General features: G+C 68.3%; 19 protein-coding genes and 2 tRNA genes. 12 read left to right on the top strand and 9 right to left on the bottom strand.

Features of this window, described 5'->3' with window-relative positions; all coding sequences use genetic code 11:
- The first annotated feature begins 108 nt into the window (after nt 1–108).
- Entirely contained in the window at nt 109–2688 is a 2580-nt protein-coding gene (mutS, locus tag ACG3SL_RS01070) for a DNA mismatch repair protein MutS (protein ID WP_448665209.1), read from the top strand.
- 3 nt (nt 2689–2691) lie between these two features.
- On the opposite strand, the gene ACG3SL_RS01065 is transcribed toward mutS, so the two are convergent.
- On the bottom strand, nt 2692–4374 hold the full coding sequence (locus ACG3SL_RS01065) for a sensor domain-containing protein (protein WP_448663294.1): 1683 nt from the start codon (nt 4372–4374) through the stop codon (nt 2692–2694).
- Nucleotides 4375–4567: 193 nt separating this feature from the next.
- Between ACG3SL_RS01065 and ACG3SL_RS01060 the strand changes: the two genes are divergently transcribed.
- The 6 genes from ACG3SL_RS01060 to ACG3SL_RS01035 all read left to right on the top strand — a co-directional run bounded on the left by ACG3SL_RS01060 (nt 4568) and on the right by ACG3SL_RS01035 (nt 9745).
- Nucleotides 4568–5323 carry an EAL domain-containing protein gene (locus ACG3SL_RS01060; RefSeq protein WP_448663293.1) on the top strand — a complete coding sequence of 252 codons (756 nt, stop codon included), beginning with the start codon at nt 4568–4570 and terminating at the stop codon, nt 5321–5323.
- Nucleotides 5324–5610: 287 nt separating this feature from the next.
- Nucleotides 5611–6429: an EAL domain-containing protein gene (locus tag ACG3SL_RS01055; RefSeq protein WP_448663292.1), complete on the top strand. Its 819-nt coding sequence runs from the start codon at nt 5611–5613 to the stop codon at nt 6427–6429.
- Between the two features lie 47 nt (nt 6430–6476).
- Complete coding sequence (gene trmB, locus ACG3SL_RS01050; RefSeq protein WP_448663291.1) at nt 6477–7157, top strand: tRNA (guanine(46)-N(7))-methyltransferase TrmB; 681 nt, start codon at nt 6477–6479, stop codon at nt 7155–7157.
- A gap of 104 nt (nt 7158–7261) precedes the next feature.
- Nucleotides 7262–8776 (top strand): glucuronyl esterase domain-containing protein, encoded by a 1515-nt coding sequence (locus ACG3SL_RS01045; protein WP_448663290.1) that lies wholly within the window; start codon nt 7262–7264, stop codon nt 8774–8776.
- A 71-nt stretch (nt 8777–8847) separates the two neighbouring features.
- Nucleotides 8848–9540, top strand: coding sequence for a DUF2490 domain-containing protein (locus ACG3SL_RS01040; RefSeq protein WP_448663289.1), 693 nt, complete (start codon nt 8848–8850; stop codon nt 9538–9540).
- Nucleotides 9541–9666: 126 nt separating this feature from the next.
- Nucleotides 9667–9745: transfer RNA gene (locus tag ACG3SL_RS01035), tRNA-OTHER, on the top strand.
- A gap of 409 nt (nt 9746–10154) precedes the next feature.
- Here ACG3SL_RS01035 and ACG3SL_RS01030 read toward each other — a convergent pair.
- The 4 genes from ACG3SL_RS01030 to ACG3SL_RS01015 form a co-directional block, all read right to left on the bottom strand.
- Nucleotides 10155–11297 carry an acyl-CoA dehydrogenase family protein gene (locus tag ACG3SL_RS01030; protein WP_448663288.1) on the bottom strand — a complete coding sequence of 381 codons (1143 nt, stop codon included), beginning with the start codon at nt 11295–11297 and terminating at the stop codon, nt 10155–10157.
- A complete protein-coding gene (locus ACG3SL_RS01025) occupies nt 11294–12073 on the bottom strand; it encodes an SDR family NAD(P)-dependent oxidoreductase (protein WP_448663287.1) in 780 nt (259 codons plus the stop codon). The genes ACG3SL_RS01030 and ACG3SL_RS01025 overlap by 4 nt, the downstream gene beginning before the upstream one ends.
- A 14-nt stretch (nt 12074–12087) precedes the next feature.
- Nucleotides 12088–13239, bottom strand: a complete 1152-nt coding sequence (locus ACG3SL_RS01020; RefSeq protein ID WP_448663286.1) for an acetyl-CoA C-acetyltransferase — start codon at nt 13237–13239, stop codon at nt 12088–12090.
- Between the two features lie 251 nt (nt 13240–13490).
- A complete protein-coding gene (locus ACG3SL_RS01015; protein ID WP_448663285.1) occupies nt 13491–13892 on the bottom strand; it encodes a hypothetical protein in 402 nt (133 codons plus the stop codon).
- A gap of 214 nt (nt 13893–14106) precedes the next feature.
- Here ACG3SL_RS01015 and infA point away from each other — a divergent pair, with 214 nt between their 5' ends.
- The 5 genes from infA to ACG3SL_RS00990 all read left to right on the top strand — a co-directional run bounded on the left by infA (nt 14107) and on the right by ACG3SL_RS00990 (nt 16162).
- Nucleotides 14107–14325: a translation initiation factor IF-1 gene (gene infA / locus ACG3SL_RS01010; protein WP_010162480.1), complete on the top strand. Its 219-nt coding sequence runs from the start codon at nt 14107–14109 to the stop codon at nt 14323–14325.
- 11 nt (nt 14326–14336) lie between these two features.
- A complete protein-coding gene (locus tag ACG3SL_RS01005; RefSeq protein ID WP_448663284.1) occupies nt 14337–14906 on the top strand; it encodes a Maf family protein in 570 nt (189 codons plus the stop codon).
- Nucleotides 14899–15843, top strand: a complete 945-nt coding sequence (locus tag ACG3SL_RS01000; RefSeq protein ID WP_448663283.1) for a ribonuclease E/G — start codon at nt 14899–14901, stop codon at nt 15841–15843. Before ACG3SL_RS01005 ends, ACG3SL_RS01000 begins: the two co-directional genes overlap by 8 nt.
- A gap of 4 nt (nt 15844–15847) precedes the next feature.
- Nucleotides 15848–16033: a DNA gyrase inhibitor YacG gene (locus ACG3SL_RS00995; protein WP_448663282.1), complete on the top strand. Its 186-nt coding sequence runs from the start codon at nt 15848–15850 to the stop codon at nt 16031–16033.
- A gap of 53 nt (nt 16034–16086) precedes the next feature.
- Nucleotides 16087–16162, top strand: a tRNA-Phe gene (locus tag ACG3SL_RS00990).
- Between the two features lie 59 nt (nt 16163–16221).
- Here ACG3SL_RS00990 and ACG3SL_RS00985 read toward each other — a convergent pair.
- Genes ACG3SL_RS00985 through ACG3SL_RS00970 form a run of 4 tightly spaced genes read right to left on the bottom strand, consistent with a single transcriptional unit; the run spans nt 16222 to nt 22202 of the window.
- Nucleotides 16222–17352 carry a hybrid sensor histidine kinase/response regulator gene (locus ACG3SL_RS00985; RefSeq protein ID WP_448663281.1) on the bottom strand — a complete coding sequence of 377 codons (1131 nt, stop codon included), beginning with the start codon at nt 17350–17352 and terminating at the stop codon, nt 16222–16224.
- 4 nt (nt 17353–17356) lie between these two features.
- Complete coding sequence (locus tag ACG3SL_RS00980) at nt 17357–17905, bottom strand: chemotaxis protein CheB (protein WP_448665208.1); 549 nt, start codon at nt 17903–17905, stop codon at nt 17357–17359.
- Nucleotides 17906–17910: 5 nt separating this feature from the next.
- Nucleotides 17911–18762, bottom strand: coding sequence for a CheR family methyltransferase (locus ACG3SL_RS00975; protein ID WP_448663280.1), 852 nt, complete (start codon nt 18760–18762; stop codon nt 17911–17913).
- The gene (locus ACG3SL_RS00970; RefSeq protein ID WP_448663279.1) at nt 18759–22202 is read right to left on the bottom strand and encodes a response regulator; all 3444 of its coding nucleotides are present in this window, start codon (nt 22200–22202) and stop codon (nt 18759–18761) included. Before ACG3SL_RS00970 ends, ACG3SL_RS00975 begins: the two co-directional genes overlap by 4 nt.
- Between the last annotated feature and the right edge of the window lie 169 nt (nt 22203–22371).

Raw genomic sequence — 22371 nt, 5'->3', positions numbered from 1 at the left:
GCTTTCCCTTTAGGCAGCACTTGTCCCCAAGAAAACCCGCCTTCGGGTGTTGATCGATCCGCGTGTTGCGGTAGGCCCTGCACCATGTCCGCCCCCGCTCCAACTCCGATGATGGCGCAATATCTCGCGCTCAAGGCCGAGGCCGACGATTGCCTGCTGTTCTACCGCATGGGCGATTTTTTCGAGCTGTTCTTCGACGACGCCAAAATCGCCAGTGCCTGCCTGGACATCGCGCTCACGGCGCGCGGCGAGCATGAAGGCACGCGCATCCCGATGTGCGGCGTGCCGGTCCATGCAATGGAAGGCTATATGGCGCGCCTTATCAAGGCCGGGCACCGCGTCGCCATCGCCGAACAGACCGAAACACCCGAACAGGCGCGTAAGCGGATGGGGTCGAAGGCGCTGGTGAACCGCGCGATCATCCGCGTGGTGACGGCGGGGACGCTGACCGAAGAGAACCTGCTCGACAGCCGCACCGCCAACTGGTGCGCCGCGATCGGCGAGGCCGGCGGCATGGTCGCCATCGCCTGCGCCGACATTTCCACCGGACGGTTCGAAGTGATCGAAAGCGAGCCCGACCGGATCGGCGCCGAGATCGCGCGCCTTTCCCCCGCCGAGACGATCGCGAGCGACGCGACGGGCTTTGCCGAGCTGGCCACCGCACTGCGCCCGCGCGCCGATTTCGATAGCGGCGCGGGCGAGGCGCGGCTGAAGGCGCTGTTCGGCGTGGCCACGCTCGACGGGTTCGGCAGCTTCAGCCGCGCGGCGCTGGCCGCCGCCGGCGGGCTGGTGGCGTATCTGGACCATACCGCCAAGGGATCGCTGCCTTTCCTGCGCGCGCCGCGGGTCAGCACGACCAGCGCCGCCATGGCGATCGACGCGGCGACGCGCGAAAGCCTGGAGCTGACGGTCAGCGCGGCGGGAGTGCGCAAGGGCAGCCTGCTCGACAGCGTCGATCGCACCGTCACCGGCGCGGGCGCGCGCCTGCTCGGGGCCGACATCGCCGCGCCGCTGATGGACCGGGCAGCGATCGAGGCGCGGCTGGATCTGGTGCGGCGCTTCCACGACGATGCCGGGCTGCGCGACAGCGTGCGCGGCACGCTGCGCGCGCTGCCCGATATTGGCCGCGCGCTCGGGCGGCTGGCGGCGGGGCGCGGCAGCCCGCGCGACCTGGGCCAACTGCGCGACGGGCTGGACGGCGCGTGGCGGCTGGGCGAGCGGCTGGACGGCATCGCGGACAAGCCCGACCTGCTCGCCCGCCTAGCCCCGCGGCTGCGCGGACACGGCTCGCTGATCGATCTGCTGACTCGCGCGCTGGTGCCCGAACCGCCGGTCGATGCCGCGCAGGGCGGCTATATCGCCGAGGGCTATGACGCCGCGCTCGACGATCTGCGCGATGCGGGCGCCGGCGGCCGCCGCGCCATCGCCGCGCTGGAGGCCGAATACCGCACCCGCACCGGCATCGGCGCGCTCAAGATCCGCCACAATGGCGTGCTCGGCTATCATATCGAAGTGCCCGCGCGGTCTGCCGATCCGCTGATGGCGCAGGACAGCGGCTTCACCCATCGCCAGACGCTGGCGGGCGTGGTCCGCTTCAACGCCCCCGAACTCCACGATGTCGCGCTGAAGGTGACGCAGTCGGGCGCCCATGCGCTGGCGGCGGAAGCCGCGCATCTGGAGGACCTGACCGGCACCGCGCTGGCGAGCCGCGAGGCGATTGCCGCGACCGCCGATGCCCTCGCCCGGATCGACGTCGCCGCCGGACTGGCGGAGCGCGCGGCGGAAGGCGGCTGGGCCCGGCCAACGCTGGTCGATGCTGCCTGTTTCGACATTGCCGGCGGACGGCATCCGGTGGTGGAGGACGCGATCGCACGCTCGGGCGGGCGCTTCGTCGCGAACGACTGCTCTTTGTCCGAAGCCTCGCGGCTGTGGCTAGTCACCGGCCCGAACATGGGCGGCAAGTCCACCTTCCTGCGCCAGAACGCGCTGATCGCGGTGCTGGCACAGGCAGGCAGCTATGTCCCCGCCGCCTCCGCCACGCTGGGGCTGGTCGACCGCCTGTTCAGCCGGGTCGGCGCATCGGACAATCTGGCGCGCGGCCGATCGACCTTCATGGTCGAGATGGTCGAGACCGCCGCGATCCTGGCGCAGGCAACCCCGCGCAGCTTCGTGATCCTCGACGAAGTCGGGCGTGGCACCTCCACCTATGACGGGCTCGCCATCGCCTGGGCCGTGGTGGAGGCGATCCATGAGGATAATCGCTGCCGTTGCCTGTTCGCGACGCATTATCACGAGCTGACGCGGCTCGCCGAACGCTGCGACGCGCTGACGCTCCACCATGTCCGCGCGCGCGAGTGGAAGGGCGATCTGGTGCTGCTCCACGAAGTTGCCGAGGGGCCGGCGGATCGAAGCTTCGGCATCGCCGTCGCCCGGCTGGCGGGGCTGCCCCCCGCGACGCTCAAGCGCGCCAAGGCCGTGCTCGACAAGCTGGAGGCCGGGCGCGCCAAGACCGGCGGGCTGGCAGCGGGACTGGACGACCTGCCGCTGTTCGCCGCCGTCGCCGAACAGGAAGCGGATGCGGTCGATGCGCTGCGCGAAACGCTGGAGGGGCTCGATCTCGACGCGCTCACCCCGCGCGAGGCACTGGACACGCTGTACCGGCTGAAGGCACTCGCCCGCGAGGGATGAGCGTCACGCCGCCCGGGCGCTGATCCCCGCGTTCGCCAGATAGGCACGCGCCGCCCGCTCGGGCAGCGGGCGCGAGAACAGATAGCCCTGGAAATCGCTGCACCCGCTGTCGCGCAGGAACCGGAACTGCGCGTCCGATTCGACGCCCTCTGCGGTGACGGCCACGCCCAGCGCCTTGCTCATGCACAGCACGGCCTGGATGATGGCGCGCGAATCCGCAGCCTCGACGACACCGCTGACGAAAGACTGGTCGATCTTGACGCGGTCGATCGACAGCTTCTGCAAATGCGACAGGCTGGAATAGCCGGTGCCGAAATCGTCCAGCACGATCTTCACGCCGCTTTCGCGCAACCGGCGCAGCTTGTCCGACCCCGCATCGCCCGAATCGAACAGCGCGGTTTCGGTGATCTCGACATGCAACTGGGCGCGGGCCAGCCCGGCATCGTCGATGATCGCCAGCAGCCGCTCGACGATATCATCGGCGCGGAGTTGCACGGCGGAGACATTGACCGCCACCGGCACCCCCGTCCACACCGCCATCATCCGCGCCGCGCGCGCCAGCACCCATTCGCCCAGCGCCACGATCAGCCCGGTTTCCTCGGCGATCGGCACGAATTCGGTCGGCGTCAGTTCGCCCAGCGTTGGGTGGTCCCAGCGGACCAGCGCCTCCATCGAGCGCACCGTCTCTCCGGTGTTGTCCACCACCGGCTGGTAATGGACGTCCAGCCCCTCGCCCGTCGCCAGTGCGACGCGCAGGTCGCGCTCGATCTGCGCCCGGCGGCGCATCGCCGAATCCAGTTGCGGCGAAAAGGTCTCGGCGCGGGCCTTGCCGGCATTCTTGGCATGGTACAGCGCGACATCGGCCATGCGGTGCAATTCGTCGCGGCACGTTCCGCCGTCGGGCACGATCGCGACTCCGATCGACGCGCCGACATAGACCTGCGCCCCTTCGATCTCGAACGGCTCGGTAGCGGCGGCAAGAATGCGCGCGCTGATGTCGGCGGGATCGAACTGGTCGCCGATATCGGTCAGCAGGACAGCAAACTCGTCGCCCCCGATCCGGGCGACGGTGTCCGAAGCGCGCGCGATAGACGCCAGCCGCGCGGAAAAATCGCGGAGCAATGCGTCGCCCGACGCATGGCCATAGCTGTCATTGACTTCCTTGAACCGGTCGAGATCGACGTACAGCAACGCGCACCGCGTCCGGCTGCGCCGCGTGCGCAGCACCGCCTGGTCGACGCGCTCGTTCAACAGCGAACGATTGGGAAGCCCGGTCAGCGGATCGTGAAAGGCGAGGTAGCGACTGCGGGCTTCGGCCTCGCGCACGTCGGTCACGTCGGTGAACAGCGCGACAAGCGCGGGCTTGCCGCCGATATGGACGCGCCGTTTGTGCGTGATCATCCGGCGGACGCGACCATTCCGGTCAACCACATCCTCTTCGTTTTCATGGTCGCAGCCGGTGGCGAAAACGATGTCGTCGGCGCGGTTGTAAATCGCGAGCAGCTCCTCCGACGCCAGCACCGCGCCCGGCGACAGCACGACTTCGCGCGGATAGCCGATCATGTCGCACGCGCTCTGATTGGCCATCAGGATGCTGTGATCGGGACGCTTGAGCATCACCGGGTTCGGGATTGCATCCAGCAGCGACTGCATCTCGCTCAGGGCAAGGTTGGACAGAAAACGCATCGGCCTGATCCCTGTCGGGCGGGCGTACTGGCCCCCGATACCGCCGGAAATGCCCCGCCCGTCCGCCCCGTGCCATCCCGGTCATTTGCGGAAGCGGCCGGCAAGTTTTCGGTAACCATCGCAAGCCGCGCGGGGCGCGGACCCGACGCCCGAACCGCAAACCTTCTATATGGAGTAGAGCAGGAGGGGACCCATGCACGCTGAACCATCGATCGCGCCGCGCGCCGAACAGGATTTCGACGTCGCGATGGCGTTTCAGCCGATTCTCGACGTCCATAGCGGCACCGCCTTTGCCTATGAGGCACTGGTGCGCGGGCGCGGTGGCGAGACGGCGGGCGAGATGCTGGGCCGCGTCCGGCCCGACACGCGCTATACCTTCGACCAGCAATGCCGCGTCGCCGCGATCGACCAGGCGGTCGCCGCCGGGATCATCGCCACCGGAGCCCGGCTGTCGATCAACTTCATGCCCGACGTGATCCTCGATCCGGTGGCGGACAGCCAGCGCACGCTGCGCGCCGCGCGCGAGACGGGGCTGCCGCCGGAACGGCTGATGTTTGAGTTCAGCGACCATGATGCGCTCGACGGCACGCAGATGGCGGGCGTGGTCGCGGCCTATCGCCGGATGGGCATGGCGACCGCGTTCGACGATTTCGGATCGGGGGAAGACGGCCTGCGGCTGCTGTCGCGCTTCACGCCCGATGCGATCAAGCTGGACCCGGAACTGGTGCGCGGGCTGTGCGTCAGCTGGTCGCGCCGGCTGCTGGTGGAGAACATCGTCCATATGGCGCACGGACTGGGGATCAAGGTGATCGCCGAGGGCGTCGAGACCCGCGCGGAATATGACAAGCTGCGCGCGATCGGCGTGCGCTATCTTCAGGGCTATTTCATCGCGCGTCCGGTCATCGGCCAGTTGATCGAGCCGGGCCTGCCCCGCGCCCGCGTGGCGTAATACCCAAGTCGCGTTGAGCGCGACTCATACCGCCCGCCCCGCCTCCCCACCCGACCACCATAGCCTGATGGTAATCTTGGTGGTCGGGTGGGGAGGCGGGGCGGGCGGTGCATGCGTTCATGCCAAGGAACCTGGGTATAACCCGACTCGCGCGCGGGGCGCCGGACTCTGTCCACGACCGGGACAAAGCTAGGGAAATACCGGAACGGACGAACCCAATGGGGCAAGCCCCGGAGTATCGAAACGGTACGTTAACGCTTTATTCGGACTTCGAAAGGAGACGCCGAATGCTTGAGACGACGCTTGCTGGAATCGACTCGCGCCTCGACTTCGTCATCGCGTTCCAGCCGCTGATCGCCGCGCATGCGCGCCAGCCGATCGCGTGGCACGCGCTGGCGACGGCGCCCAACGGTCGCAGCTTCGCCGCGGTCGCTGCCGCAGTCTCCCCCGAACAGCGCCCCGCGCTGGAGGCCAGCCGGATCGCGCTGGCCATCGAAGCCGCCGTGCGCGCCGGCATCCGGGAAAGCGACGCGCTGCTCATCCTGCCCATCGGCGCCGCCGGCGGGCGCGCCGAGGCGCTGCTCGGCCACCTCTTCCGCACCGCGCTCGCATGGCATTTCCCGGTCGATCGGCTGCTGGTCGAAATCAACGCCGACGAACGCGGCGACCTTGGCTGCGCGACCGCGCTTGCGCAGGCGTGCACCGCGCGCGGCATTGGCCTGGCGCTCGACGGTTTCGCCGCCGGCCCCGTCGCGCTCAACCTGCTCGCACGCTTCACCCCGCTATTCATCACGCTCGACCCCGCGCTTATCCAGAACATCCACCAGAGCCTGTCGCGCCGCCTGATCGCCGAAGGCGTGATGCGGCTGGCACGAGGCCTGGGCGTGGCGGTCGTCGCGCGCGGCGCTACCGCCGCCGGCGAATCGGCGGTGCTGGACGCGATCGGCGTGCGCCATTTTCAGCTCGACATCGCCGCCCTGCCGCCCGCCCCGCGCCCGCGCCGCGAGCCCCGCCTCGCGATACCCGTGCAGCGCCGCGCGCCCGCTCCTTTCGCCGCAATGGCCGCGCGTGGCCCCGCCGCCAGCATGGCGCGCGCCGCCGCGTAACGCACCGCACGCTTGCGCCGCGCGGCCAGCACGCTAACAGCCGCACCGTGTCCGATCCCATCACCATTGGCCGTCTCTATGGCCGCCGCCAGGGCCACAAGCTGCGCGCTGGCCAGTCGCAACTCGTCGAGGAATTGCTGCCGCGCGTCAGCGTTCCCGAAACCGGCCCGCTCGATTCCCGCAGCCTGTTCGGCGACGATCGCCCGCTTGAGTTCGAGATCGGCTTTGGCGGGGGCGAGCATCTGGCCGGGCAGGCAGCGATGCGGCCGGGCCATGGCTTTATCGGCTGCGAGCCCTTCCTCAACGGCGTCGTCGGCGCGCTCAACCATATCCGCGACGAGGATCTGGCGAATGTGCGCCTGTTCATGGGCGACGCGCTTGAGGCGCTGGCCCGCGTCCCCGATGCGACGCTGGAGCGCGTGTACCTGTTGCATCCCGATCCGTGGCGCAAGGCGCGCCATGCCAAGCGCCGGATGGTCAACCACGGCCCGCTCGACATGATCGCGGCCAAGCTGAAGCCGGGCGGCGAATTCCGGCTGGGCACCGACGACCCGACCTATTGCCGCTGGGCGATGATGGTGATGAACGCCCGCAGCGACTTCGCATGGCAGGCCCGCACCGCCACCGACTTCCTGACGCGCCCCGACGACTGGCCCGAGACCCGCTACGAGCGCAAGGCGCGGCGCCAGGGGCATGAGGTGTGGTACTTCCGCTACCTGCGCCAATAGCCCCGCGCGTCGCCGTGCATTGACGCTGGCGGCACCGTTCGGGCTTACTCCCCCCGCGGCCGCGAGTCGCCCTGCCGCGCGCAGGAAATGGGGGAGGATGAGGGATGCGAAGGATCGAAGCCGCGCGTGCGGTGCGCGCTGCCGTGCTGGCGCTGGGACTCGCTGCAACACCGCTGTTCGCGCAGGCGCGCGGGCCGGGGCCGACCAGCGACGAAGCGCGCGCCCTTATGATGGCGCAGCTGCATATCCAGGCGCTGATTCCCGGCCCGAGCGGCGACGAAAGCGCGCCCAACCACGCCAATTACGACGAGGCGCAGGCGAACCCCTTCCCCACCCTGCCCGACGTGCTGACCACCCGTGCGGGCCGCAAGGTGACCACGGCGGACCAATGGTGGAAGGTGCGCCGCCCCGAGATAGTCGAGGATTTTGCCCGCGAAATCTATGGCCGCGTTCCCGCATCCGCCCCGCGCATCACGTGGCAGGTGGCAGCGACCGACCGCGAACGCATCGGATTCGTCCCGGTGATCGCCCGGCGCGTGATCGGGCGCGCCGACAACAGTGCCTATCCGGCGATCGACGTCGCCATCCGCATGACCGTGGTGACCCCGGCCAATGCGAAGGGCCCGGTGCCGCTGCTCATCATGTTCGGGCGCGAGGGGTTTCCCGCCCCGTCGCAGCCCACGCGCGCCGAGTTCGAGCGGATCGACGCGGCGATCAAGGCGACGCTGGTCGCGCAGGACCCGGCGCTGGCCGGCATATTCGCGGCGCATCCGGGCTTCACCCTCGCCGAAGAGCCGCCGTTCCGCTTTCCCCAGCGCGACGCGCGCGGCGACCTGCCCGCCGCCGACCAGCTTGTCGCCGCCGGATGGGGCTATGCGATGCTCGACCCCGCATCGATCCAGCCGGACAGCGGCGAGGGGCTGGTCGAGGGCGTGATCGGGCTCGCCAACAAGGGGCAGCCGCGCGCGCCCGAGGATTGGGGCGTGCTGCGTGCCTGGGCCTGGGGCGCCAGCCGCGCGCTCGACTATCTGGCGACCGACCCGACGGTCGATGCCGCGCGGATCGGCGTCGAGGGCGTCTCGCGCTATGGCAAGGCGGCGCTGGTCGCCGCCGCGTTCGACCAGCGTTTCGCGGTCGTGCTCGCCGGATCGTCGGGCAAGGGCGGCACTACACTGCTCCGACGCAATTTCGGCGAGGCAGTGGCGAGCCTGGCGACCGGCGAGCATTACTGGATGGCGGGTAACTTCCTGAAATATGACGTCGCCAAGGCCGACGTGATGCGTGACGCCGGCGACCTGCCCGTCGATTCGCACGCACTGATCGCGCTCGTCGCGCCGCGCCCGATCTTCATCAGCTATGGCATTCCCGAACAGGGCGACGCCCGCTGGCTCGACCATCGCGGCAGCCTGATGGCGGCGATGGCGGCGGGGCCGGTGTTCGAACTGCTCGGCGCGCGCGACCTGGGGATCGGGCATGACTATGCGAAGGCGGTGCTCCCGCCGGTCAATAGCGGGCTGCTCGACGGCCGGCTGGCGTGGCGCCAGCATGATGGCGGCCACACCGATCTGCCCAACATGAAATTCTTCATCCCCTGGGCCGACAAGCAAATGGCGCGGTAAGCGCGGGCGCCTGCGCAGTTTGTGACGCGCGAGCAAAGAAGCAGCAACGTACGATCCGTAGCGGCGGCGCGATGGTTCCTTTGCTCCGCCGCGCGCTGCTCGCCGCAGCGCTTTCGCCCCTCTGCGCCGCCGGCGCGCACGCCCAGACCCAGCAGGACGAACAGGTATGGGTCAACCTGACCGCGATGGGCGGGCTGCGCGGCGACGTCGTGTATTTCGCCGAGGTCCAGCCGCGCACCGGCGACGGGGTTTCGCGGCTGGACCAGATGCTGTTGCGCGGCGCGATCGGCGTGAAGCTATCGCCCCGAGTCACGCTGTACCAGGGCTATGCCCATGTCGTGTCGCCGGTCGACGGTGCGCGCGACATCCATGAGGATCGCAGCTTCCAGCAGCTGAACTGGAACATCGGCAAGGCACTGGGCGGCGAGCTGTCGTCGCGCACCCGGCTCGAGCAGCGCTGGCGCTCCAATGGCAGCGGCACCGGATGGCGGCTGCGCGAGATGCTGCGCTACGAAACGCCGCTGAAGCCCGGCACCAATGGCCCCAGCGCGCTGGTCTATTCCGAAGCGTTCGTGGCGCTGAACGACACCGATTGGGGCGCGCGGGCGGGGTTCGACCAGGTGCGCAATTTCGCCGGCCTCGAAATCCCGGTCGGCGGCGCATCGACGATCGAGGCCGGGTATCTCAACCAGTGGATCGACCAGCCGGGTCGCCGCAGCCGGATGAACCATGTCGCGTCACTGACCCTGTTCTTCCGGCACTGAGGCCGGGGGGCGGCCATTAGAGCGGGGCAGAAGCGTACCGGGCCGCGGACTTATAAAAGCTGCTGGTCGGCTTCCGCTCCAGACGCGGACATTGCCCGAGTAGCAAGCGGAGGTTAGCTTCTTCGGGCCAGCATGACGGAATTGGTAGACGTATCGCTTCAGCGATCCCGGCAACGGGTGCGGGTTCGATCCCCTGCTGCTGGCAAACACCGCCCAGTTGTGGACTCTCGAGGCTAGCTCATTCCTCCCCCGGAGGGGGAGGGGGACCGGCGAAGCCGGTGGAGGGGTAGTCGCCGCGAGCGATAACGGCGATATGGATCGCGGCCTTCAAGTCCGACAGAATAATCTGCGCGGCGGTTCGGAGCCGTGCAAAGTCCTGTGTTTCTTCGAGCCACGGCACGCGCGGAGACTACCCCTCCACCAGCCTGCGGCTGGTCCCCCTCCCCATCCGGGGGAGGATCAAAGACAGCACCATCCGCGCGCCCGCGCCACGTCCGCTTCCCCCCATATCGGCGGGTCGCCCCTCCTGCCGAACGGGGCCGCTTATGCGTTCATGACCCGAAACAGCACGCCGTCATCCCGATAAAGTCAGGGTCCATTCGGTGCCCCGCCCGTTACAGGCTGCGCGCGATCAGCATCTTCATGATCTCGTTCGATCCGCCATAGATGCGCTGCACCCGCGCGTTGCGCCACATCCGCGCAATCGGATATTCGTTGATATAGCCATAGCCGCCGTGCAGCTGGAGGCATTCGTCCACGACCTGCCACTCGGCATCGGTCACCCAGTATTTGGCGATCGCCGCGCTGGTCAGGTCGAGCGCGCCGTCCAGCTGGCGGGCGATGCAATCCTCGACATAGACGCGCGCGATCTCTGCCTTGGCCTTGCACTCGGCCAGTTTGAACTGGGTGTTCTGGAAATCGAACACGCGCTGTCCGAAGGCCTGGCGCTGCTTCACATAGTCGGTGGTGACCTCCAGCGCCTTTTCCATCGTGATGACGCTACTCACCGCGATCACCAGCCGCTCGCGCGGCAGCTCGGCCATCAGCTGGCGGAACCCCTGCCCCTCGGTCGTGCCCAGCAGATTGTCGGCGGGCACCCAGACATCGTCGAAGAACAGCTCGGACGTGTCCTGCGCATCCAGCCCGATCTTGTCGAGCGCCTTGCCGCGCCGGAACCCCTCGGCCTGGTCGGTCTCGACCACCAGCAGCGACACACCCTTGGCGCCCTGGCTCGGATCGGTCTTGGCCACGACGACCGCGAAATCGGCGATCTGGCCGTTCGAGATAAAGGTCTTGGCGCCGTTGATCCGGTATCCGTTGCCGTCGCGCAGCGCGGTGGTGCGGATCGATTGCAGGTCCGATCCGGCACCGGGCTCACTCATCGCGATCGCCGCAACGCTTTCGCCCGAACACAGCTTGGGCAGCCAGCGCGCCTTCTGCTCCTCGGTCCCGTGCGCGAGGACATAGGGCAGGATGATGACGTTGTGCAGCGACAGGGCAAAGCCCTCCACGCCGCACCGGCCAACGGCCTCGACCAGCATCACGTCATGCCGGAAATCGCCCCCTGCCCCGCCATATTCGGTCGGGATCGACGCACCGAGCAGCCCGGCCTCGCCCGCCTGCCGCCAGAAGGCGCGATCGACCTGCCCCGCCTCGCGCCATCCGGCGATCCGCGCCTCGGTCGCCTCGCGGGCAAAGAAGCGCGCGGCATGGTCGCCCAGCGCGACCAGTTCGGGATCGTCCCGCCAGCCGCTCATCGCATGCCCATCCGAATGGCGCCGTCCAGCCGGACATCCTCGCCGTTGAAATAGGGATTGCGCAGCATCTCCAGCGCGAGGCTGGCATAATCCTCCGGGCGCCCCAGCCGCTTCGGGAAGGGCACCGACGCGGCCAGCGCGTCCTTCACCTGCGGCGGTGCCGCGTTCATCAGCGGGGTGTCGAAAATTCCCGGCAGGATCGTGTTCACGCGGATTCCCTCGCCCGACAGGTCGCGCGCGATGGGCAGCGTCATGCCGACGATCCCGCCCTTCGACGCGGAATAGGCCGCCTGGCCGATCTGGCCGTCCTCCGCCGCGACGCTGGCGGTGTTGACGATCGCCCCGCGTTCGCCGCCTTCGCCTGGCTCCAGCGTCAGCATCCCCGCCGCCGACTTGACGATGCAGCGGAACGTGCCGACCAGATTGACCTGGATCACCCAGTCGAACGACGCGGCGGGGAACTGGCGGATCTCGCCGCTGGCCTTGTCGCGGCTGACAGTCTTGTAGGCGTTGCCCACGCCCGCGCAGTTGACCAGCACGCGCTCCTGCCCATGCGCCGCGCGCGCCTTGGCGAAGCCCGCATCGACATCGTCGTCGGAGCGCACGTCCACCTTGCAGAACACGCCGCCGATCTCGGCAGCCAGCGCCTCGCCCTTGTCCGCGTTCATGTCGAACAGCGCGACCTTCGCGCCTGAGGCTGCCAGCGCGCGCGCGGTCGCCGCGCCCAGCCCCGATGCGCCGCCCGTCACGACTGCGGCGATACCGTTGAAATCCATGCCCGTTCCTCCCCTCAAAGCGCTTCGACGATGGTGACGTTGGCGATCCCGCCGCCCTCGCACATCGTCTGCAATCCATAGCGAAGCCCGCGCTTGCGCAGCGCATGGACAAGCGTGGTCATCAGCTTGGTGCCGCTGGCGCCCAGCGGATGGCCCAGCGCGATGGCGCCGCCATTGACGTTGAGCCGCGCGGGGTCCGCGCCGACATGGTCCACCCAAGCCAGCGGCACCGGCGCAAAGGCCTCATTCACTTCGTACAGGTCGATCTCACCGATCGACATCCCGGCGCGCTTCAGCGCCTTGTCGGTCGCGAACAGCGGTTCTTCGAGCATGATGACCGGATCGCCCGCGCTCACCGTCAGGTTCACGATCCGCGCGAGCGGCGTGAGCCCATGCGCCTTCAGCGCCGCTTCGGACACGATCATCACCGCCGATGCGCCGTCGCAGATCTGGCTGGCATTGCCCGCCGTGACCACGCCGCCCTCGGCCAGCGTCTTGAGCGCGCCCAGCCCCTCCAGGCTGGCGTCGAAGCGGATGCCCTCGTCCACGCTGTGCAGCGCCGGCCCTTCGGGCGTCTCGACGTCCAGCGGCAGGATCTCGTCGGCGAAGTCGCCCCGTTCCACCGCCGCCGCCGCGCGCCGGTGGCTCTCCAGCGCATAGGCATCCACGCGGTCGCGGTCATAGCCATATTTGCGCGCCATCATCTCCGCGCCGGTGAACTGGCTGAACCCCTTCACGCCATAGCGCCCCAGCACCCGGTCGCTGAACGGCCGCGCGCCCGCGACGGAGGTGCCCATCGGCACCCGGCTCATATGCTCGACTCCCGCCGCGATCACCACGTCCTGCGTGCCGGACATCACCGCCTGCGCCGCGAACTGGATCGCCTGTTGCGAAGATCCGCATTGCCGGTCGATCGAGACCGCCGGCACGCTATCGGGCAGCGTGGACGCCAGCACGGCGTTGCGCCCGACATGCAGCGCCTGCTCACCCGCCTGTCCGACGCATCCCATGATGACATCGTCGATCGCGGCGGGATCGATGCCGCTGCGCGCCGCAACCTCGGAAAGCACGGCCCCTGCCAGATCGACGGGGTGCCACCCCATCAGCCGCCCGTTGCGGCGCCCGCCGGCGGTACGCGCCGCCGCGACGATATAGGCTTCAGCCATCCCACTCTCCTGTCCCGGCGCGCCCTGTCGGCGCGCCCAACTGACACGAGTGTAAGTTAACTTTCGCCGCCAGCGCAAGCCCAAGTCGCAAGCACGCGATTCTGCAGGCGGCGGACGGTCAAGTAGAAGGCAGAGGTTCGCGCACAGGCGGGGAGGCGTGGAGGGATTCACGCCTCCCAGCGAACTTTGCGGCCGAGCGCTTTTCGAGTCGGAGCCGTGGACCGTTGAAGCGAGCGGTCAACCAATGCCCGCTATGCGTCACCGTTGCAGGACACCGAGACCAGCGTTTTACTGGGGACATTGTAGCGTACTCTGATGACGGCACAGCCCCCGTCCATTACCGGTGGCACGTCGCCCGGCGCGACCCAATAGGATTGCCCCGCTTTCCACTTCGAAGGCAGGCCGCCGGTCTTTTCAAAGAGATAGGTTCCGTCCACATTGCCCTCTTCGGTATGGGAATAGAGGCGCACATAGCGCTCGGGAGTGAAATCAGGATGTGCCACGGACACCTGCTTTTCAATGGACTCGGCGAGCGCAAAATTCTCCGATAGGGGTGTCTGACGCGCCACATTGCCCCCTCCGCAATTTACCAGAAAAAGGGCCATCAGCGCGAGGACGAGACGGATCGGTTTGGGCATCCGCGCGAGTGTCACACGGTCCTCCACTGTCCGCAATGCATCGCCACCCGCGCCGCTTTACAAGTTGACGCCGCAGCCCGCCCCGAACCCTCTCTGCGCCTCCGCGCCTCTGTGCGAACCTCTACCTTCTTCTTCTGCGCGCGCGCCACACCGCCCCACCTTCCCTTTTCGCGGTTTGGGGAGTAAAGGCTCCGCCAATTTTACCGGCACAGACTAAAGAGGCACTTTTTTGGCCAAAGAAGAACTGCTTGAAATGCGCGGACAGGTCGTTGAGCTTCTGCCCAACGCCATGTTCCGCGTGAAGCTCGAAAACGATCACGAGATCCTTGGCCACACCGCCGGCAAGATGCGCAAGAACCGCATCCGCGTGCTGGTGGGCGACGAAGTGCTGGTCGAGCTGACTCCGTACGACCTGACCAAGGGCCGTATTACCTATCGCTTCAAGTGACAGGCGGGCCCATGCGGCTCGTCCTCGCGTCCACTTCGCCGCGTCGGCTTGATCTGCTGACGCGAATCGGCGCCGTGCCCGCGCGAATCGCGGCACCCGATGTCGACGAAGACGCCCGCCCGAACGAACTTCCCCGCGACTATGTGCTGCGCGTCGCAGTCGACAAGGCACATGCGGTGTCCCGTGCCGCCGACGAGATCGTCCTGGCCGGCGACACCACGATCGCCGTGGGCCGCCGCATCCTGGGCAAGCCGGCGGACGAGGCCGACCTGCGGCGGATGCTCGCGCTGCTCTCCGGACGGCGCCACCATTGCCTGTCGGCGATCTGCCTGATCGGGCTGGACGGCAAGGCGCGCACCCGGATCAGCGATACCGTGGTCGCGTTCAAGCGGCTGACCCCGCGCGAAATCGACGCCTATGTCGCGTCCGGCGAAGGCATGGGCAAGGCCGGCGGCTATGCCATCCAGGGCCGCGCCGAGGCGTTCGTCCGCTTCCTCTCGGGCAGCCACTCGGGCGTGGTCGGGCTGCCGGTGTTCGAGACCCGCGCCTTGCTCGACTCCGCCGGCTACGCCTTTGGCTGAGTGGCTGTACGAGGCGGGGATCGGCGAGAACCGCGCCGCGCTCGTCTCGCGCGGGGTGATCTGGAAGGCGCGGATCGAGCTGGAGGGCACTGCCCCCCATGTCGGCGCGGTGCTGAATGCCCGCGTCGCCGATCGCAGCACCGGCAAGGTGACGCTGGAGGGCGGCGGCGAAGCGCTGTGCGATCCGCTGCCCAAGGGGATCACCCAGGGTGCGGCACTGCGCGTGATGATCGTGCGCGAGGCGATCCAGGAGCCGGGCCGCGCCAAGCTGCCCAAGGCAGTGCCCAGCGACGCACTGCCGATGCCGGGCCCGGATCTGCTCCAGCGAATCACCGCGACCGGCCTGCCGGTGCGAATCGCCCGCGCGCACGAACCCGATATGCTGGAAGAAGCGGGCTGGTCCGAAGTGCTGGACGAGGCCGTCACCGGCGACATCGACTTTCCCGGGGGCGCGCTGCGGCTGTCCCCGACGCCGGCGATGACGCTGTTCGACGTCGATGGCGGCGGCCCGCTGGAGGCGCTGTCGGTCGCGGCGGCGCATGCCGTCGCGCGCGCGATCGAGCGTCACGGCATTGGCGGGTCGATCGGCATCGATTTCCCCACGCTCGCCAACAAGGCCGCGCGCCAGGCGGTGGCGGAGGCGATCGACGCCGCGCTGCCCCAGCCGTTCGAGCGCACGGCGATGAACGGATTCGGCTTTCTCCAGATCGTGCGCCGCCGCACGCGCCCCTCGCTCCCCGAATTGCTGCGTACCGACCCGATCGGCGCCGAGACCCGCGCCGAACTGCGCCGCGTCGAGCGCCTTTCCCCACCGCCCCCGGCCACCCATATGGTGACCAGGCGAATCGCCCGCCGGCTGGCCCAGCAACCCGGCTGGACCGCCGAACTGGCGCGGCGCAGCGGCGGGACGACGCAGTTCGTCTCGGCAAAGGAGTAGAATTTTGGCCAAGCGCGACGGCTGCCCGATCTGCGGGCACGCCCCCACCCCCGAATCAAAGCCCTTTTGCAGCCGCGGCTGCAAGGATCGCGACCTGCTGAACTGGCTGGGCGAGGGCTATCGCGTCCCCGGAGAGCCTGTTGATCCCGATGCAATAAGCGGGCTGGACATGCGCGCCGACCCCGACTAATAGCCCCGCTCCGGCGTTCGCCGGCCACATGGTTTCCGGCCCCGCCGGACGCTGCCCGGGTAGCTCAGTTGGTAGAGCATGCGACTGAAAATCGCAGTGTCGGCGGTTCGACTCCGTCCCCGGGCACCACTTCTTCCGCTATGGATGTCCGAAAGTGGTGGTCACTTGGCGCGCAAGCGGGAAGGCCGTCAATCGCGCGGCAGAAGCACCCTAAACGTCGAACCCTGGCCGGGCACGCTTTCCTTTAGCGCAATCGAGCCGCCTTGCAGCGTCACGAGCTGCCGCACCAGCGCCAGCCCGATGCCCAGCCCGTCCGCAGTGCCCTCCTGGCGATCGACCTGGGCGTAGAGGTCGAATATCCGCTCGTGCAGCGCAGGCGGGATGCCGATTCCGGTATCCGCGACTTCGATAGCCACCTGCGACGCCTCGCGTCGGACGGTCAGGCGGATCGCGCCACCCGGCGGGGTATATTTGGCGGCATTCGACAGCAGGTTGCTGACGATCTGCGCGATGCGGGCATGGTCGGCGTGGAGCCAGATGGGGTCCTCGGGCAACTGCACCGTCAGGCTGTGGTTCTGCGCCTCGATCTGCGGCGCGCTGAGGTCCACGGCCAGCGCCACGGCGTCCGCGATTGCCATACGCTCGGTGCGCAGCACGATCTTGCCCTGGTCGATCCGGGCGACGTCGAGCAGATCCTCGATCAGCCGCGCCATGTGCGTCACCTGCCGCTCCATCTGGCCGCGCACCTTCTCGGCGGCGTCAGCGGTCGCGGCACGCCCGAGCAGGTGGAGGCCGGCGCCGAGTGCCATGATGGGGTTGCGCAGCTCATGGCCGACCATGCCGAGAAAGGCGTTCTTGCGCCGGTCGGCAAGCTGAAGGCTCTCGCTCAGGCGCGCCAGTTCGTCGCGCTGGGCGGTGATCTGGCGGCGCTGCTCGTACAAGTCGAAGAACACGTTGCTTTTCGACCTGAGCACGCCCGCATCGATCGGCTTGTGCAGGAAATCCACCGCCCCCGCCTCATAGCCGCGAAAGCGGCGCTGGGCATCGGCGCTGCCGGCGGTGAGGAAGATGATCGGCACATGCCGGGTGCGTTCGTTGCCGCGCAGGAACTCGGCCAGCTCGAATCCGTCCATCCCCGGCATCTGCACGTCGAGCAGCGCCAGCGCGACATCGTGGACCAGCAACAGCTCCAGTGCCTCTTCGCCCGATCGCGCCTTCAGGCACGCGAGCCCGTCGCGCCGCAGCAGCGCCTCCAGCGCCAGCAGATTCTCGTCGAGATCGTCAACCAGCAGGAAGTGCACGGGCGCAGCGGCAGGCATGGGGTCAGGCCAATCGTACAAGGTGGGGCGCAATGGCTTCGATCGGCAGCCGGGTCGCCGCGGGGCACAGCGCAAGCCCGGCGGCGGGCATGGTCGGCACGCGGGCGGTTTTGGGGTCCTCGACGATCGCGGTCCCGCCGGCGCGGGCGACGGCGCGCAGCCCTTCGGCGCCGTCCTGATTGGCGCCGGTCAGCAGCACCGCGATCAGCCGGCTGCGCAGCGCATCGGCAGCGGTTTCCAGCAGCAGGTCGATCGACGGGCGGCTGTGGTTGACCGGATCGTCGGCGGACAGCGCCATGCTGCCATCGGGCTCGACCAGCAGATGATAGTTGGCGGGCGCGAAATAGATCGTGCCGGGCTCGGGCACCAGCTTGTCCTCCGCCTCGCACACCTGCATCGCGCACCGCGTCTCGAACAGCGCCGCCAGCCCGTGATCGTGATCGGGCGGTACGTGCACGACGATCAGCACCGGGCGCGGAAAGTCCGCCGGCAGCGCGGGCAGCAGCGTGAGCAATGCCTGCACGCCCCCCGCCGAAGCGCCGATGGCGACCATCCCCTTCACCGGTCGCGCCGCTGGTAGATCTTCTCCTCGCGGACGAAGTCGGAATAGCCGGCGGCATGGTCCGAAAAGCGCAGACTTTCCTTGCGCCCCAGCCCAAGGAAGCCGCGCCGCACCAGCGACGAATCGAACAGCCCGACCGCGCGCTCCTGCAACGCACGATCGAAATAGATCAGCACGTTGCGGCACGAGATCAGGTGCATCTCGCCGAACACCGAATCGGTCGCCAGGCTGTGATCGGAGAACACGACATTGGCGCGCAGGCTGCTGTCGAAGATCGCCCGGTCGTAATCGGCCGTGTAGTAATCGGACAGCGAGGTGCGCGCGCCGGATTGCTGGTGGTTCTCGGTGAACTTGCGGATCTGGTCGAGCGGATACACCCCCGCCTCCGCCGCGCGCAGCGCCTTGGGGTTGATGTCGGTGGCATAGAACAGCGTGCGCTGCTCCAGCCCCTCTTCGCGGAACAGGATGGCGAGCGAATAGACTTCCTCGCCGTTGCTGCACCCCGCGATCCACACCTTGAGCGAGGGATAGGTCCGCAGATGCGGGATCACCTTCTCGCGCAGCGCCCGGAAATAGCTGGGATCGCGGAACATCTCGCTCACCTGGACGGTCAAGTAGTTGAGCAGCCGCGCCAGCATCTCCGGATCGCGCAACAGCTGTTCCTGCAAGGCGGAAAAGCTGCTCAGCCCCAGCCGGTTGCGCGCCTGGATCAGCCGCCGCTTGATCGAGGCGCGCGCATAATGCCGGAAGTCGTAATGATAGCGCCGGAACAGCGCCTCGAGCAGCAGCGCGATCTCGATATCGTCGATATCGGGCTCGGCTTCGGCTTCGGGGACGCCCTCGCTCATCGCGGCATCCACACGCGGACCAGCGACAACAGCTTATCGACGTCGATCGGCTTGGCCATATAGTCGCTGCCGCCGGCTTCGATGCAGCGTTCCTGATCGTCGGGCATCGCCTTTGCAGTGAGCATGATGATCGGCAGCTTCGCCCAGCGCGGGTCCTGGCGGATTTCGCGCGTGGCGGTCAGGCCGTCCATCACCGGCATCATCACGTCCATCAGCACCAGGTCCACGCCCTGCGCGGGATCGGCCGCCGCCTCCGCCAGCGCGTCGAGCGCCTCCTGCCCGTTGCGCGCGATGCGGACCAGCACGCCGCGCGGCTCCAGCACGCTGGTCAGCGAATAGACGTTGCGGACATCGTCCTCGACGATCAGCACGCGCCGCCCTTCGAGCACCGCGTCGCGGCGGCGGGCGTTCTGGATCATTTCCTGCTGCTCGCTCGGCAGTTCGGACACGACCTGGTGGAGGAACAGCGAAACCTCGTCGAGCAACCGTTCGGGCGACTTCGCCCCCTTGATGATGATCGAGCTGGAATAGCGCCGCAGCTTCTGTTCGTCGTCGGGGCTCAGGTCATGGCCGGTATAGACGATCACCGGCGGGAAGCTGTGGGCTCCGTCCTCCTGGCTCAGCGTCTCGAGCAGCGAATAGCCCGAGGCATCGGGCAGCGACAGGTCGAGCACCATGCAGTCGAAGGTCTGGCTGCGCAACATCTCCAGGCACTCGGCGGCGGTGCTGACGCCGATGGTCTCGACATCGTCGGTCTGGAGCAGCCGGGCAACGGCGTCGCGCTGGACGGGATCGTCCTCGACGATCAGCACGCGGCGCACGCGGCTGGCAGTGCGCGCCTGCAGGCTCTCCAGCACTTCGGCCAGCAGCTCGCGCTTGATCGGCTTGATGTGATAGCCGACCGCGCCGAGCGACAGCGCCGTCTGGCTCTGGTCCGCGGCGGAGATGACGTGGATCGGGATGTGCCGCGTCGCGTCGTCCTGCTTCAGCCGATCGAGCACGGTCAGCCCCGACTGGTCGGGCAGGCCCAGGTCGAGCACCACCGCGCTGGGGCGATAGGTCTTGGCCAGGTGCAGCGCCTCGTCGGCGGTGCTGGCGATCAGGCACTGGAAGCCCAGTTCGCGCGCGAGATCGCGGACGATCGAAGCGAACACGGGATCGTCCTCGATCACCAGCAACTGGCGCCCGCCGGGCATCAGCGCCTCGCGATCATCCTCCAGCACCCAGTCGCCCGCAGCGGGTGTCCGGCGCGACGGGGCTGGCGTCGGCGGGCTGGCGGGGACCGGCGCGGCCCGCGGGGCGGCCACCGCCGCAGGCGCGCGGGGGGCGACACCGGCGGGATCGTAGCTGACCGGCAGCGTGAGCGTGAAGGCGCTGCCCTCGCCCGGCGTGCTCTCCAGCGTGATGCCACCGCCCAGCAGCCGCGCCAGCTCGCGCGAGATCGACAGGCCGAGGCCCGTGCCGCCGTAGCGGCGGTTGATCGTGCCATCGGCCTGGTGAAACGCTTCGAAGATCAGCCGTTGCTGTTCCTCCGAAATGCCGATGCCGGTATCGCGCACCGTGAACGCGACGCGATCGTTGCCGGCCGCGCGCATCTGGAGCGTCACCGACCCCTTTTCGGTGAACTTGAGCGCGTTCGACAGCAGGTTCTTGAGGATCTGTTCCAGCCGCAAGCGGTCGGTCTCGATGCCGCGCGGCGCCTCGTCATCCAGCGCGATGTCGAGATCGAGCCCGCGCTGCTGCGCCACCGGCTGGAAGACCTGGCGCAGATCGGTGCCGAGCCGTACCAGGCCCACCGGCTCGGGCCGGATATCGACATGCCCCGCCTCGATCTTGGACAGGTCGAGAATGTCGTTGATGAGCGTGAGCAGGTCGTTGCCCGAGGATTCGATGGTGCGGGCGAACTTGATCTGCTCCGCGGTCAGGTTGCTGGTGCTGTTGTCGCCGAGCAGCTTGGCGAGGATCAGCAATGAATTGAGCGGCGTGCGCAGCTCGTGACTCATATTGGCGAGGAAGTCGCTCTTGTACTGGCTGGCCTGTTCCAGCGCGCGCGTCTTGGCGACCAACGTGGCGCGACCGCTTTCCAGTTCGTCGCGGTGGTGCTCCAGTGCCTGCGCCTGTTCCTCCAGCTGGCTGTTGGTCTGTTCCAGCTCGACCTGCTGCTGTTCCAGCATCGCCTGCGATTCGCGCAGCGCGCGGCCCTGTTCCTCCAACTCCTCGTTGTTGACCTGCAGCTCCTCGCTTTGCATCTGGAGCTCGGCGGCCTGGCGCTGGGTCTCGTCCAGCGCGTCCTGCAACCGGGCGCGGAAGCGGGCGGAGCGCAGCGCCACGCCGATGACGGGGGCGGCGCGCTCTAGCAGTTCCAGCATCAGCGGGTCGGTGGGATAGAAGAAGCCCAGCTCCATCACTGCGTTCACAAGTCCGTCCGCCTTGGCGGGGACGATCAGCAGGTGGCGCGGCTTGTCGCTGCCAAAGGCCGAGCCGATTTCCAGATACTGATCGGGCACGTCGTCGAGCTGAATCGGCGCCCCCTCGGCAGCGACTCGACCGAGCAGGCCTTCGCGCACGCCGAACGCCTCCGGCACAGCGGCATCGCCCGGCACGCCGAGCGTCGCGACGCGGCGGAACAGCCCCGCCTCGCCCTTGAACAGCGCGCCCGCCTGGAAGCCGAGCTTCTCCGCCAGATAGCGCAGCACCGCATCGCCGATCTCGTCCACCGATCGATCGCCGCGCACCGCCTCCGAAATGCCGAGCAGACCGTTCTGAAGCCATTCCTCCTGCGCCCGCGCGCGCAGGTTGCGACGCATCAGCACGAAGATCAGCGCCGTCAGCAAGGCGCCGATCAGGCTGGCGATGACTCCGCTGGCGATCGCCGCGCGCGATGCGCTCTCCATGTCGTCCAGCCGCTGCGAGCGCAGACGTCCCTCTTCCGCCGCCATCGCCGCCAGCTGCGCGCGGATGGCGTCCATGCTCATCTTGCCGCGATCGGTAGCGACGATCGCCAGCGCAGCGGCAAGGCTCTGGTTGCGGCGGGCGTCGATCGTTTCGCGCAGTTCGCCGAGCTTGGCGTCGACGTGGCGGCGCAGCTGGGCGACATTCCCGATCTGGACCTCGTTGTCGCCGACCAGCTCGCGCAAATGTGCAATGCGCTCCGACACGGTCTCGGTGGCAACGGTATAGGGCTCGAGATATTTCGGCGCGCCGGTCAGCAGGAAGCCGCGCTGCCCGGTTTCGGCGTCCTGCAGCGTCGACAGCAACTCGTCGAGCGCGATCATCACCGTGTGGGTGTGCCGGATCGCGACGTCGCTTTGGCGCAGCGCCTGGACGTTGCGATAGGCAAGCGCGCCGCTGATCAGGAAGAACAACAGCCCGACGACCAGGCCAAAGGTCGGCCAGGCGACACGGCGGCCGGAGTCGTGCAGCAATTTCCGACGCTTCATCAACATGTATCCCGAAAGAAGCCCCCGCCTCCGAATATCGCCCAGCGCCCATAGAGCAAGCGCTGATGTGCCCGGCGCCGCTTTCATGCCGCGCAGGCCGATCCCTGCGAGCCAGGTCAATCGGCTTCGGCAGGCAATGGTGTTGCCGCGAAGCCCGTCTTCAGTAACA

Source organism: Sphingomonas degradans (genome assembly GCF_053502645.1).
Note: the sequence above shows the minus strand (reverse complement) of the source record. Positions and strands in the feature narration are given on the sequence as shown.

Excerpts from the sequence above, each read along its gene's own strand:
- mutS (WP_448665209.1), top strand. The coding sequence starts at position 109 with ATGATGGCGCAATATCTCGCGCTCAAGGCCGAGGCCGACGATTGCCTG.
- ACG3SL_RS01065 (WP_448663294.1), bottom strand. The coding sequence starts at position 4,374 with ATGCGTTTTCTGTCCAACCTTGCCCTGAGCGAGATGCAGTCGCTGCTG.
- ACG3SL_RS01060 (WP_448663293.1), top strand. The coding sequence starts at position 4,568 with ATGCACGCTGAACCATCGATCGCGCCGCGCGCCGAACAGGATTTCGAC.
- ACG3SL_RS01055 (WP_448663292.1), top strand. The coding sequence starts at position 5,611 with ATGCTTGAGACGACGCTTGCTGGAATCGACTCGCGCCTCGACTTCGTC.
- ACG3SL_RS01045 (WP_448663290.1), top strand. The coding sequence starts at position 7,262 with ATGCGAAGGATCGAAGCCGCGCGTGCGGTGCGCGCTGCCGTGCTGGCG.
- ACG3SL_RS01040 (WP_448663289.1), top strand. The coding sequence starts at position 8,848 with ATGGTTCCTTTGCTCCGCCGCGCGCTGCTCGCCGCAGCGCTTTCGCCC.
- ACG3SL_RS01030 (WP_448663288.1), bottom strand. The coding sequence starts at position 11,297 with ATGAGCGGCTGGCGGGACGATCCCGAACTGGTCGCGCTGGGCGACCAT.
- ACG3SL_RS01025 (WP_448663287.1), bottom strand. The coding sequence starts at position 12,073 with ATGGATTTCAACGGTATCGCCGCAGTCGTGACGGGCGGCGCATCGGGG.
- ACG3SL_RS01020 (WP_448663286.1), bottom strand. The coding sequence starts at position 13,239 with ATGGCTGAAGCCTATATCGTCGCGGCGGCGCGTACCGCCGGCGGGCGC.
- ACG3SL_RS01005 (WP_448663284.1), top strand. The coding sequence starts at position 14,337 with ATGCGGCTCGTCCTCGCGTCCACTTCGCCGCGTCGGCTTGATCTGCTG.
- ACG3SL_RS00985 (WP_448663281.1), bottom strand. The coding sequence starts at position 17,352 with ATGCCTGCCGCTGCGCCCGTGCACTTCCTGCTGGTTGACGATCTCGAC.
- ACG3SL_RS00980 (WP_448665208.1), bottom strand. The coding sequence starts at position 17,905 with ATGGTCGCCATCGGCGCTTCGGCGGGGGGCGTGCAGGCATTGCTCACG.
- ACG3SL_RS00975 (WP_448663280.1), bottom strand. The coding sequence starts at position 18,762 with ATGAGCGAGGGCGTCCCCGAAGCCGAAGCCGAGCCCGATATCGACGAT.
- ACG3SL_RS00970 (WP_448663279.1), bottom strand. The coding sequence starts at position 22,202 with ATGAAGCGTCGGAAATTGCTGCACGACTCCGGCCGCCGTGTCGCCTGG.